This is a genomic window from Cytobacillus sp. C11.1 (assembly GCF_058145115.1).
This window is the reverse complement of the sequence record NZ_CM176935.1, coordinates 3,728,112-3,741,213: the sequence shown is the minus strand read 5'-3', so window position 1 is coordinate 3,741,213 and position 13,102 is coordinate 3,728,112. Positions and strand designations below refer to the sequence as shown.

Here is a 13,102-nt window from a genome sequence, read left to right as displayed (position 1 = left end):
GGTCAAGGCGCTTTATTGAAGATTTCCAAGCATGTGCTTCTGAATTTCTTTGTATTTGGAATCTGCATTTTTCAGTCCATAGCTGCCAGCATCCTTTAAGGGGACGATTCGGTAATTTTTTAGCTGTTTATTGCTTACATAGGTTGGAAAGAAACTTGGATTGGTAAGTTCGATTCTGACGCCCTTTTGGTCAATATATTTAGTGATATGCACTGTTGCCAGGCCGCCAATATCTTTATAATCACGCATTTGGCCTGACAGGAAATTGCCAAGGGAATATACGACTAGGGATTTTCGTCCATCTTTAGCTTCAATCCATTCCATGGGCTGGAGTACATGAGGGTGGTGGCCAAATATAATATCGACACCTTCATCAACAAGAAACTTCGCAAGCTCCTTTTGCTCATCCGTAGGCTGGAGCTGGTATTCATTTCCCCAATGCAGGCTCATGACAACGATGTCTGCTTCATTTTTAGCTCGGTGAATTTCCTCCTGCATGAGAGGTTTATCAATTAAATTAACAAGATAATCCTTTCCTTTGGGGACAGGAATGCCATTTGTGCCATAGGTATAAGATAAATAAGCGATATTAATCCCGTTTTTACTCATGACTTTTAATGTTTTCCGTTCGCTTGCAGACCTGCTTGTTCCCACATGCGGCAATCCAATTTGATCCATATAGTCAAGGGACGCTTTAAGGCCTTTTTCACCCTTATCCAGTGAGTGATTATTTGCTGTTGAAACAATATCAATCCCTGCATCGATTAAGGCATCTCCCACCTCCTGAGGACTATTGAACATTGGGTAACTGGAAACACCAATATCCGTTCCGCCCAAAATTGTTTCTTGATTCGCAAGAAGAAGATCAGGCTCCCCCAGTAATGGTTTCATATGCTCGAACATTGGCTTGAAGTCATAGCCTGCTTTTGTTTTTGCATCGTTATAAACCCAATCATGGATCAGGATATCACCAATTGCCCCAATAGTTGCCTCCTCTTTCAGCCCTTTGTTTCCCATAACAGACTCCCGGGACTGATAATGCAATTGCGCAGGTTTTTTAACTGCTGCGGCAGCCTTATTTTCCGTATACATTTTAAAAATCAGAAAGGATGAAAGTAAAACTAATACTGTGCAAAGAAGTGTGGTAAGCAAGAACGTCTTTCTCATTTTCATAAAAGTTATCCCCTTAACATGGAAGCATTAAGATTTAAAATTGGTCTTAAATTTAATATAATATAAATTTATATATTTTTCTCTATATTTTTAAAATTTAATTATTTTTGTCTGTTTTTGTCGTTTCTTTAACCCATTCATGGGTAAAATAAAGAAAAATATCTATAGAGGTGAATTAGATGTTTAAGATGACTCGCAATACGATAAATGTACTTTCCAATGCCATTGAAAATGAGAAGAAAGGTAAGCCAGCGGAACAATTGTATGTACGGCTTTCCATGGGAATTGGCTGAGGCGGTCCACAATTAAAGCTGTCTCTGGAAGAGCAGCCGTTAAATGAGGATAAAGTGCTGGAGATAGAAGGGATAGATGTGCTTATCCATGATCGTGACTATGTTTATTTTGACAGCACCAAACTTGACTATGTTGAAGATGTCTTTGGAAGAGGGCGCTTTCAGTTGTTAAAAATTTAATCATTGATTTTTAAATACTAGGCTCTGTTAAATTAGCCTGTTGATTTCCGCTGCAGGCCGCGGGCGGTCCGACGCTCCTCGTCGCTATGCTCCTGCGGGGTCTCCCTTTGATCCCGCACTCCCGCAGGACATTGAGTAAGAATCCTCGAATAAACACCGCACGAAGAAAATGCGAATGCATTTTCGCGGGATTAGTGCCTTCCGCTCCAATCATCAGGGTGTTAAAAACAACAATAAGCTTTAACAGAGCCAAATACTAAAAGCGGTGCCGGTGGCATCGCTTTTTTAATTCAAATCCATCTCTTCAATGAAATCAATTAGTTCATCAAAGTTAGTCAAAACTTTGAATGGTAAACTTTCACTATCCCTTTCAAGACAAAATTCAAAAAGTTCAACTATGAAATCCTCTTTCTGGGAAGCTTCGATGACAGAAGTGGTGAAAATATAGCTTTGCTCTTTGATCATTTCTGTATTTTTCATCAAACTCACCTTCCGCTAATTCAATTATTGTTCTACTTTTAGTTTACTAGCTAACGGAAGGGAATTTTCTTTATTTTTTGACAAATTAACGAACAAAGATAGTCCTATTTATTTCTGGTTTGAAAATAGGGGAAGTTCAATCGTAAATACTGTACCCGAACCAGGGTGGGAGTAGAGGACTATATTTCCGCCATGTTCCTCTATGATTTTCTTGCAAATCGACAGGCCAATGCCCGTTCCGTTTGCTTTAGTTGTATAAAAAGGGACGAATAATTGGTCCACAGTCTCCTGTGACATCCCCGGACCGTTATCCTCCACAATTATATAGGCTTTTTCTTGTTTTGTTTCAGCGTATATTCGGATCATGCTATCAGACCTGTTAACATTTTGAAGGGCTTCTAACGCGTTTTTTAAAATGTTTACCAACACCTGTTTAATCTGGTTATTATCACCAAGAACACATGGATTTGCATCACAAGGCTGTATGGAAAAATTAATATTATGAAGATGTGCTTCGCTTTCAAATAATAAGGTCATTTCTTGGATAAGTTTGTTGAGCCATACTTCTGTTTTCTTCTTCTCCGAGGGCTTAGCGGCGTTTAAAAATTCGTAAATAATATCGTTTGCGCGATTTATCTCTTCCAATGCGATGTCAGCATATTGCTCTTTGCCAATATCAATTAAATAAGGTTTTATAAGCTGAATAAAACCCTTAACTGTCGTTAGGGGATTCCGGATTTCATGTGCAATGCCAGCTGCAAGCTTTCCAACGTTGGACATATATTCGGATGTGAGTGAAGCTTCATGAATTTCTTTTGCTGTTTGTTCAAAGTACTGCTTTTTTTCCATCAGTTGAACATTAAATTGCAGTAGCTTCTTTTCGACCCGATCAGCCGTTTTCTTAAATTCCTGGTCTTCTATGGATAGAGGAAAACAGAATAGGTGATGACGGTCTTCTTCATCCTCAACCACATATATTCGATGAGGCAGATACCTATCCTCTTTTCTTACTTTAATTACTTTATATCCGTTCCTGTCTAAATTTTCTTTAAAGCTGATAACTTCATCGGTTGCCAAAAAATTTGTAAATAATTGCCCAGTCAACTTATTATCTACATCCAATGAAGCAGACAGGATCTCGTATTTTTCATTTATTAAAAAATAGGGAAAAGGCATTTTTTCTAATAAACTCTTTGTTAAATACATTAATTAATCATCCTAACTATAAAAGTGTTTTGGCTGAAGCCGCTTTTTCAAAGTTTATAAATATCATTTTGTGGTAAGTAAAAAGTGATTTATCAGCCCTAAACTAATGTATGGCGAATGATAGCAGATTATGTTTCTTTATGTAAAAAAGGATAAGGCTCTGTTAAACTAGCTTGTAATTTCCGCTCCAGGCACGCACCAAAACGCAGGACGGTCCGATGCTTATTGACGTGAAATGCTGCGAAATCTCTCCTTGACTTGATTCTCCCGCGGGGATCTCACGCCATCCGCTAAAATTAACAGGATGCCAAAATCAATAGTAAGCTTTAAATATTGTCTAAATTAATTAAAATCGCAGGCATCGATTTATGTTAGATTGATACAGAATAGGTCTATATGACTAGTATAATATTATTAAAAACACAGAATCAACAAAACGATACGGCTTTGAAGGAGCAAATAGAATGACAGCAAATGAAAAACTAAAAAATTATCTACTTGAAAATAGCGATACGATTACTGAAAAGTGGCTATCTATAAGGCGGGGAGAGGATGACTCATCCATTTATTCCAATCATATGCCGCAAAAGATTGTAAAAGAGCTAATTGATTCCAATCATGAACTTATTAAAGTTATTGCTAATAGTCTTTCCCGCGAGTATGAGGGGAACCTGGAAGCATGGAGCAGGGAAGCAGGTGAAAGAAGGGCAAGGATTGATATCGGCCTTACAAGATCCATTTCCCAGTTTAATGTTTTTCGAGATGTGCTCTGGGATTATCTTGAGAGGTTTTTTCTGGAAAATAATATTGACCTTTCAGAAGCATTAAAGCTGGGAAGGAAGGTAGATATTGCTCTGGATGGGATGATAGAGGGATTTACTGTATCATATAGTGCTTATACAGTTAAACGAATGCGATCACAGCAGGAAATGATCGATGAATTAAGTACACCGATCATAACAATAACGGACGCAGTGGCTGTACTTCCGCTTATTGGCGATATCGATACACATCGTGCAAAAAAACTGATGGAGCACTCTTTAAGGGAAAGCAGCGAGAAGGAAGTCAATTGCTTAATCGTTGATTTATCTGGTGTTTTGGTTGTAGATACGATGGTTGCGCAGGAATTGTTTAAAATCATTGATGCCCTAGAACTGACAGGGGTAGAAGTGTCCTTAACAGGGATGAGGCCGGAACTGGCACATTCAATCGTCACATTAGGAATCCGCTTTGACCAAGTAAAAATGTATAATAATCTTATGCAGGCTTTAAAAGACTTTGGTATTACACGAGTGGAATAGAGAAAGCAGCAGAAACAATTCTGCTGCTTTTTGTTCTATTAACCAAGCCATTTAATTTTTGGTTCTGTTTTGTTCCTGATCCGCTTGATATTTGCCCTGTGCCTGTAGATAACGAAGAAGCCAAGGATGGATACAACGATAATAAGGGGTATATCCCAAACAATCAGCGCATAAATAATTGAGGCCACTGCAGCCATGATTGAAGCTAGTGATACATACTTCGTTATGTATAGGCTTAAAAAGAAAACACCCAGTATAATGAGAAACATAAGAGGTACATAGGCCAATAGCACGCCGCCTGATGTTGCGACCGCCTTTCCGCCGCGAAATCCTGCAAACAGGGGATACATATGTCCAACTACTGCAAAAACACCAGCCATTAAAGGATGCATGTCCGATCCAAAAATAAAGGGAAGAACGGCTGCAAGGGTACCTTTCAAAATGTCAGCTATTGTTACGATCATCCCGGCCTTGACGCCGAGAGTCCGAAAAGTATTGGTTCCTCCTAAGTTACCGCTTCCATGCTCCCTGATGTCCACTCCATAAAATGCTTTCCCCACAATTAAACCGGAAGGAATGGAGCCAAGCAAATAAGCTAAAATGATAATAATTCCATAAATCATGAAAACTCTCCTTCACACATTCATCGTTACTATATTGTACCATGTCAGCAAAGCTGCATACCATGTGCAAATGAAAAGTTATCCATATATTTTTCATTATACGCAGCCTAAAGGTCAAACTCTCTGTAAATTGTTTGATATAGGAATATTCGGGTAATTATTAACTGTCACAGCAATCAAACCATTAAAAAGGAGAGATGCAGGATGGAACAAAACATGAATAATACAAATGGACAAGCAGGAAATGTGGAACAAAAACTTAACAATATGGGAAGTGAAAAGAAGGAAGAAATTCTTTCTAACTTTGATGAATTTAAAGATTATCTAAGCGGAAAAGTTTCAATGGGCAAAAAGATGGGCATGGGTGAGGAACAGCTTGCCAACACAGCCCAAAAAGTGGGTGACTATTTAGCATCTAAAGAGGATCCCCGTAATCGTGAAGAGAAGCTGCTTCAGGAACTTTGGAAGGTAGGCACTGAAGAGGAGAAACATAAGCTGTCACATATGCTTGTTAAGCTTGTAGGGTAAATGGCAACTGAGCCAATGGGACAGTTTTTAAGGCGGAGGCACAATCCTCCGTCTTTTTATTTTGCTTTGAGAAGCATAGGAGCGTTTACATTGGTCAAAAATGGTCTATATATAGGTATCTGACTGTAGGGGGACTCTTAGTGCAAAAGGTTCAGGGTTTTATTAAAAGAAAAAGATTATGGATTCCCGTTTTGAGCCTGATTCTTATTTTAATTTCAACTATTATCTTTCAAAGCAATAAACCATTGCCAAAAGGTCTTTCTTTCGAGGGAGATATTTTTCCTGTCGAAGATGTTCAATTTTTATATGATCTTACCTATGAAAAGAAAAATGGCAAGAGGGAAAGTGATCAGCAAATATTTCAGCGCATAACTGAAGCGATTGGAGAAGCAGAAGATTTCATTGTGATGGATATGTTTCTATTTAATGGCTATCATGATGGCGATCAGGATTTTCCGGATATAAGCGGCAAAATAACAGACAAACTTATTGCCCAAAAGGAAAAATACCCGGATATGGAGATCACTGTTATTACGGATCGTATTAACAGCACCTATGGATCCCATAGGATACCGGAACTTGAGGAACTTAAAGAGAATGGAGTAAATGTAGTTTTTACTGCACTTATACCTTTAAGAGATTCAAATCCAATCTATTCCGCTTTTTGGCGTGTGTTCTTACAATGGTTCGGCCAGGGTGGAGAAGGGTGGCTTCCTAATCCGCTAGCCAAGAATGCACCAGATGTAACATTCCGTTCTTATCTGGATCTTATGAACATTAAAGCAAATCATCGAAAGGTATTTGTAACAGAAAAAACAGGAATTGTTACATCCGGGAATCCACATAATGCAAGCGGGTTCCATTCAAATATAGCTTTTGAAGTGAAGGGGCCTATTTTGTCTGACCTGGTTAAATCCGAACAGGCAGTTGTAGACTATTCAGCATCCGGCAATCTTCCAGCTTTTAAGTCCCTGACAAAAGGAGAAAACAGTACAGCGAAGGCTCAGGTACTGACAGAAGGAAAAATATATAAACATATTGTCAAAGAGATTAATGAAGCGAAGCGAGGTGAAACTATCTGGCTGGGCATGTTTTATCTGGCAGACCGGGAAGTGGTTAAGGCTTTAAAAGATGCTGCTGACCGGGGAGTAAAGGTTAAAATGATACTCGATCCCAATCAGAACGCATTTGGATCGGAAAAGGTTGGCCTTCCGAATATCCCAGTGGCAGCGGAATTGGACAAGCTCGGCAATGAGAATATTAAGATCCGCTGGTATAACACAGGTACTGAACAATATCATCCGAAACTAATGTATATAACCGGAAAAGAAAATAGCATTATAATCGCGGGGTCAGCTAATTTTACGAGGAGAAATTTGGATGACCTGAATTTGGAAACAGATTTAAAAATTATCGCTCCTCCCCAATCGAAAGTCATGCAGGATGTGGATGCTTATTTTCATAGACTATGGGAAAATAAAGGAGCGTTATATACTAATGATTATAAATCGAATGAAAAGCTGCCAGCTTTAAAATATATTACCTATAGGTTGCAAAAACTTACTCAATTTACAACCTATTAAAAAAATTGCTGCTAAATTGCACTAATTTCGAAACTTTTCTTATATTTCGTTCGTTATATAAGGGGGAAAAGAAATTAGTGCGAACCTGATGCCGTTCTAAATTTCTTCCCATTTTATGAACAGTTCGATACGATTGCTATAGGGGAGGAAATGGCAATGGCTCATATTGAAACAAACCAGCAAAAGCCTCCAGTAAAAAAGCTTATTTTTGCGGGGCTTTTGTTCGCTTGTATACTGATGCTTTCCAGTGTGTTTATGCTGATATATCCTTTTGCATCAAAGGAAAAAGCACCTTATTTTAAAGGTGAAAATCCCATTTTATTTGAGGGAAGGCAGCAGGGCAATGCCCTAATTGAAGGAGAAGCAGTTTATTTGCCGCTATCTTTTTTAAACGGGTTTATCGATGAGAATATCCTTTTTGATGAAAAATCGCAGTCAATTATTATAGCAACTAAACATAAAGTGGTGCAGATGCCATCTGAATCTCTTACATATTACGTTAACGAGAAGCCAGTCGAGCTGCATTTTAGTGTTTTTAAACAACATGGAGGAGAAAAATATCTGGCGATTGAGCCGCTTTTAACTTATTACCCGATAACATATTCGATTCTTGCGGATTCAGGAACTATATGGGTGCAAAAAGACGGAGAGGAGCTGGCTGCCGGAAAAGTAGCTGATAAAGAAATTCATGAAGAAATGCTCCGCCTTCGCACTGAAGCCAGTTTGCAGTCACCGTATACAGCTTCTGTTTCCCCAAAAGAGGAAATTTTGGTTGAGGATGTTAAAGAAGATTACTATTTTGTTAGAAAAAAAGATGGGACAGCTGGTTATCTAAACAAAGAATACATCGTAAAAGGTAAAACAGAGCAAGTTTCTATTGCTATTGAGGAAGAGGTGAAACATGTGCCAGGAATTGAAGGGCCTATCCAGTTGACCTGGGAGGCCGTTTATTCGCATAATCCCAATACTTCGCAGATTCCAAAGATGCCTGGTGTCAATGTCGTATCTCCAACCTGGTTTGAACTTTCTAAGGAAGATGGCTCTATCAAGAACCGCGGCTCGATTGAGTTTTCAAGGTGGGCACAGCAGCAGGGTTACCAAGTATGGGGCTTGTTCTCAAATGCGTTTGATCCGTTTTTGACCCATGAAGCGTTCCAGTCCTTCGAGTCAAGGCAGAACATGATTCGCCAGCTGCTTCATTTCAGCAAGCTGTATGAACTAAGCGGAATCAATCTTGATATTGAAAATGTCAACCCGGTGGATGGGCCTCTAATTACGCAGTTTGTCCGTGAAGCAACTCCTTATTTTCATGAAGCAGGTTTGATTGTGTCAATGGATATTACCTTCATTTCATCCAGCGGAAATTGGTCAGCTTTTTATGAACGGGATCAACTTGCCGAGATAGCGGATTATATGGTGGTCATGGCTTATGATGAACATTGGGGAAGTTCTCCGGTTGCCGGGAGTGTGGCGAGCCTTCCGTGGGTGGAGGAAAACCTTAAAAATCTTCTGGAGGTAGTACCTAATGAAAAACTAATATTGGGAGTTCCTTTATATGCAAGGCTATGGGAACAAAAACAGTCTGGTGAAGTGTCATCCAAGGCTTTATCCATGAATAAAGTAAAAGAATGGCTTAATGAGAACAAGATTAGTCCAGCTTATGATAATGCAAGCGGACAAAATTATGCTGAGCATTATTCGGAAGAAGATCAAACCACGTACAGGATATGGCTCGAAGATGAATTATCCCTGAAAAAACGAGCTGATTTAGCAAGAAAATACAAATTGGCCGGCGTTGCTAGCTGGAGCCGGTATTTTGCTGACGAATCTGCGTGGACGGCATTGTCTTTAGGAAATGAGCAAGTTACTAAAAAATAGGCACTGCTAAACTTGCCTGTTGATTTCCGCTCCAGGTGCTGAGCGGACCGCGGGCGATCCGACGCTCATCAAGCATTAAGCCTGCGGGGGGTCTCCTTTTGTCTCCGCTTCTCCCGCTGGCCGATGATTAAGCATCTCCGAATGAACACCGCAAGAAGGAAATGCGAATGCTTTTTCAAGGATCTCACTCCTTCACTCCAGCAACAGGGTCCAAATATCAACAAATAATCAGCTTTAACAGAGCTAAAAAATAAAATGAGGACGGGAGTCTATCCCGGCCTCATTTTTTATTGCAGAGTCTGTTCAGCAACCGATATGTGGCGGAAAGTTTTTACGGAAAACAGGCCTTTATCCGTCAGCTTAAGCTCAGGAATGACAGGGAGAGCCAAAAACGATAGTGTTAGAAAGGGGTTAAATTGCATGCTGCAGCCAATTGTTCGAAGCGCCTGATTTAATTCTGATAAACGTTTGCAGATGAAGGCAGAATCCTGATCTGTCATCAGGCCGGCTATCGGCAGGGCAAGATCTGCGAGGACTTTACCATCCTGTATAATTGCGAGCCCACCTTTCATTTTTGCAGTATGTTCAATCGCAAGCAGCAGATCTTCATCAGAGGTGCCGGCTGCGACGATATTGTGGGAATCGTGTGCCACGGTTGAAGCAATTGCACCTCTGCTGATGCCCAGCCCTTTTACTATGCCCAGGCCGAGATTACCGCTGTTTTTATGCCTCTCAAGCACGGCAAGCTTCAAATAATCTTTTTCAGGGTTGGGCTGGAATAAGCCTTTGAGATTATCCGGTTTTTCCACCAGGTGCTTGGTAACAATACTGTTCGGTATAATACCAATAATTTGGGCATCGCCAGTTCCAATGCATATCTTAAGATCCTCATAACTTAAACGATTAATCTTGACACTGTCTATGATAGGAGGAGCAGGAGCCATATTGCTCCTGGCAGGATGTTTGATGGTTCCGCCTTCTGCAGCAAGTTTGCCGCTCTTCATGACTTTTTCGATGTTAATGGTATTCAGATCGCTTAGAAACAGCAGATCCGCTTCATAACCTGGAGCGATCGCGCCCTTATGCTTGAGGCCAAAGCATTCTGCAGCGTTCAGAGTGGCCATTTGGATAGCAAGTATGGGGTCAACGCCCTCATTTATAGCCATTCTGACATTATGGTCAATGCTGCCTTCGTTCATTAGGTCGTCAAGATGCTTGTCATCGGTCACGAATAAACAGCGTCGTGAGTTTTGCTCGTTGACTGCTTTTAAGAGAGCGATTAAGTCTCTGGCAGCAGATCCCTCTCTCAGCATGACATGCATGCCTCTGCGAAGACGAACTAGTGCTTCTTCAGCATTAATGCATTCATGGTCGGTCCTAATCCCTGCTGACATGTATACATTGATGCCATCAGCATTCAATCCAGCAGCATGCCCATCAATATAATGGCCTTTGCTGCTTGCGCCTTCAAGCTTTTTTAACATTCCTTCATGATTTTGCATAACGGCGGGATAATCCATAACCTCGCCAAGGCCGATCACTCTCGGATGGGCGTAAAGGTCTTCAAGATCCGTGTCACTTAGTTCTGCACCCGCGTTTTCAAATGGTGTTGCGGGTACACAGGAAGGAAGCATAAAAAACACATCAAGCGGAATATCCTCTGAAGCTTTGAGCATGAAATCAATGCCTGCTAATCCGCTGACATTTGCAATTTCATGAGGATCTGCGATAACGGTCGTTACACCATGTGGGATGACAACATTGCTGAATTCAGCAGGCGTGACCATCGCCGATTCAATATGGACATGCCCATCAATGAAACCTGGGGCAATGTAGCTGCCCGCTGCATCAATGGTTTGCTTCCCTTCATAGTTTCCCAGTCCTGCGATATAGCCATCAACAATCGCAATATCTTCTTGGAGTATCTCTCTTGTAAAAACATTTATAACTCTCCCATTTTTAATAACGGTATCGGCAGGAGTCCTTTTGGCTGCTACGTCAATTCTTCTTTTTAAAACACCCAATGTTAGCTCCATTTAAACTCCTCCATTTTTATAAAAATTAGGCTGTGTTAAAGTTTATTGCTGTATTTTGCACCCTGTTGATTGGAGTGGAAGGCGCGAGACTTCAGTGGGAGAAGCGTGTCAAAGGAAGACCCCGCAGGCATGAATGCGCCGAGGAGGCTTCCGGACCCTCCGCTGTTCAATGAGTGCCTGGAGCGGAAATCAACACGCCAATTTAACAGAGTCTGAAATTAATGGCCGCCCATGATGAAGTTGATTATAAAAGCTGCGCTCACAAAATACATAATCCAGTGGATCTGGTCTCGCTTGCCGGTTAAAAGCTTTAGCAAGGTATAGGAGATAAAGCCGAAAGCCAGACCCTGCGCTATGCTAAAGGTTAATGGCATTAGAACAATCGTTAAAAATACAGGTATAACATCTGTAAAATCATCAAAGCTGATATGCTTAATTTCACTAAGCATTAAGGCTCCGACTAGAATGAGTATAGGTGCAGTTGCTACGGATGGAATGAAATAGATTAGCGGAGCGAAGATAAGTGAAAGGAAGAATAGCACACCTACTGTTAAAGCGGTTAATCCCGTACGTCCGCCTTCGGAAATACCAGTTGCGTTTTCGACATATGCATTTAGGGCTGTACTTCCAAAAGTTGCACTTGCCATAGTTCCAACTGCATCTGCCTGTAGGGCGCGGTCCAGATTTTCTATTTTGCCGTTTTCGTCTGTAAGGCCGGCTTTTTTGGATAATCCGATTAATGTGGCAAGATTATCAAATAATTCAACAATAGTGAAAGAGAAAATGACAGAAATAATACCATATTGAATGGCTCCCATAATGTCCATTGCCATAAAAGTCTCAGACATGCTGGGCAATGAAAGGGAAGCAACATCGCTGATTGCTTTTGGATAGGCGATAAAGCCTACTATCATGGCTAATACGCTAGTGCCCAAAATGCTGATTAAAAGGGCGCCTTTCACTTTTTTAGCCATTAATAGAGCAGCAGTAATCAGTCCGAATAGCGCAAGAAGGGGACCTGTACTTGTGATATTTCCGAGCCCCACAAAAGTGGCTTCATTTGCTACGACAAGCTCAGCATTTTTCAGGCCAATAAAGGCAATGAATAAACCAATCCCGACTCCTATAGCTGATTTCAGCACACCGGGGACGCCGTCGACTATTTTTTGCCGGACACCGGTAACGGTCAGGATTAGGAATACTATACCCGATATAAAAACAGCACCTAAGGCTGTCTGCCAGGATAGTCCCTGCCCAAGCACAACCGTATAAGCAAAAAATGCATTCAATCCCATTCCAGGTGCAACTGCTACTGGGAAGTTGGCCCAAAGTGCCATTAAAAGTGTACAAAATACACTTGCATAAATGGTTGCAGCTAATGCAGCTTCTTTGGGAATTCCGGCATCAGCCAATATGCTCGGGTTCACAAAAATAATATAGCTCATCGTCATAAATGAAGTAATGCCTGCGAGAATTTCTGTTTTTACGTTCGTTTTCCGTTCAGACAGCTTAAAAATTCTTTCTAAAAGGCTTGCCTGGGAGGAGGGAGGGAGACCGGACCCTAAATCCTTTTCAATCATCGACATGAATGATCACTCCTTGCTTAAATTTGCATTACGAGGTCAGCAAGTCCTAGTGCAAATAAGCTGGAACCGAAAAAAATTCAATATTTATTGTCCAAAGATAAAATTTTATAATAGGAAATCTGTTAATTTACTGGATTAATCGGCGGAAAGTGCAATTTAACTATTAAAATAGCTAAATCTTTCTGCGAGAAATAGTTAAATATAAACTTATCCGCGAAAATACCATTTTATTCAC

The 13,102-nt window shown here is 40.6% G+C and carries 11 protein-coding genes; 5 read left to right on the top strand and 6 right to left on the bottom strand.

What is annotated here, in order from left to right; translation table 11 throughout:
* Positions 1-12: 12 nt before the first annotated feature.
* On the bottom strand, positions 13-1,173 hold the full coding sequence (locus AC3ZVC_RS18585; RefSeq protein WP_490064677.1) for a CapA family protein: 1,161 nt from the start codon (positions 1,171-1,173) through the stop codon (positions 13-15).
* Between the two features lie 347 nt (positions 1,174-1,520).
* On the opposite strand from AC3ZVC_RS18585, the gene AC3ZVC_RS18580 reads away from it, so the two are divergent.
* A complete protein-coding gene (locus AC3ZVC_RS18580; RefSeq protein WP_490064676.1) occupies positions 1,521-1,646 on the top strand; it encodes a hypothetical protein in 126 nt (41 codons plus the stop codon).
* 285 nt (positions 1,647-1,931) lie between these two features.
* On the opposite strand, the gene AC3ZVC_RS18575 is transcribed toward AC3ZVC_RS18580, so the two are convergent.
* Positions 1,932-2,126: a hypothetical protein gene (locus AC3ZVC_RS18575; RefSeq protein ID WP_490064675.1), complete on the bottom strand. Its 195-nt coding sequence runs from the start codon at positions 2,124-2,126 to the stop codon at positions 1,932-1,934.
* 108 nt (positions 2,127-2,234) lie between these two features.
* On the bottom strand, positions 2,235-3,332 hold the full coding sequence (locus tag AC3ZVC_RS18570; RefSeq protein ID WP_490064674.1) for an ATP-binding protein: 1,098 nt from the start codon (positions 3,330-3,332) through the stop codon (positions 2,235-2,237).
* Positions 3,333-3,796: 464 nt separating this feature from the next.
* On the opposite strand from AC3ZVC_RS18570, the gene AC3ZVC_RS18565 reads away from it, so the two are divergent.
* The gene (locus AC3ZVC_RS18565) at positions 3,797-4,633 is read left to right on the top strand and encodes an STAS domain-containing protein (protein ID WP_490064673.1); all 837 of its coding nucleotides are present in this window, start codon (positions 3,797-3,799) and stop codon (positions 4,631-4,633) included.
* A 38-nt stretch (positions 4,634-4,671) separates the two neighbouring features.
* Here AC3ZVC_RS18565 and plsY read toward each other — a convergent pair whose 3' ends face one another.
* Complete coding sequence (gene plsY, locus AC3ZVC_RS18560; protein WP_214726771.1) at positions 4,672-5,256, bottom strand: glycerol-3-phosphate 1-O-acyltransferase PlsY; 585 nt, start codon at positions 5,254-5,256, stop codon at positions 4,672-4,674.
* A gap of 204 nt (positions 5,257-5,460) precedes the next feature.
* Here plsY and AC3ZVC_RS18555 point away from each other — a divergent pair, with 204 nt between their 5' ends.
* From AC3ZVC_RS18555 to AC3ZVC_RS18545, 3 genes are all read left to right on the top strand, one after another.
* Positions 5,461-5,784 (top strand): DUF3243 domain-containing protein, encoded by a 324-nt coding sequence (locus AC3ZVC_RS18555; protein ID WP_490064672.1) that lies wholly within the window; start codon positions 5,461-5,463, stop codon positions 5,782-5,784.
* A gap of 140 nt (positions 5,785-5,924) precedes the next feature.
* Positions 5,925-7,367, top strand: coding sequence for a phospholipase D family protein (locus AC3ZVC_RS18550; protein WP_490064671.1), 1,443 nt, complete (start codon positions 5,925-5,927; stop codon positions 7,365-7,367).
* Positions 7,368-7,523: 156 nt separating this feature from the next.
* Positions 7,524-9,245: a glycosyl hydrolase family 18 protein gene (locus AC3ZVC_RS18545; RefSeq protein ID WP_490064670.1), complete on the top strand. Its 1,722-nt coding sequence runs from the start codon at positions 7,524-7,526 to the stop codon at positions 9,243-9,245.
* Between the two features lie 287 nt (positions 9,246-9,532).
* Here the strand turns inward: AC3ZVC_RS18545 and ade are convergent, their stop codons facing one another.
* Together ade and AC3ZVC_RS18535 are read right to left on the bottom strand one after the other, a co-directional pair.
* A complete protein-coding gene (gene ade, locus AC3ZVC_RS18540; RefSeq protein ID WP_490064669.1) occupies positions 9,533-11,281 on the bottom strand; it encodes an adenine deaminase in 1,749 nt (582 codons plus the stop codon).
* 218 nt (positions 11,282-11,499) lie between these two features.
* Positions 11,500-12,867: an NCS2 family permease gene (locus tag AC3ZVC_RS18535; RefSeq protein ID WP_490064668.1), complete on the bottom strand. Its 1,368-nt coding sequence runs from the start codon at positions 12,865-12,867 to the stop codon at positions 11,500-11,502.
* Between the last annotated feature and the right edge of the window lie 235 nt (positions 12,868-13,102).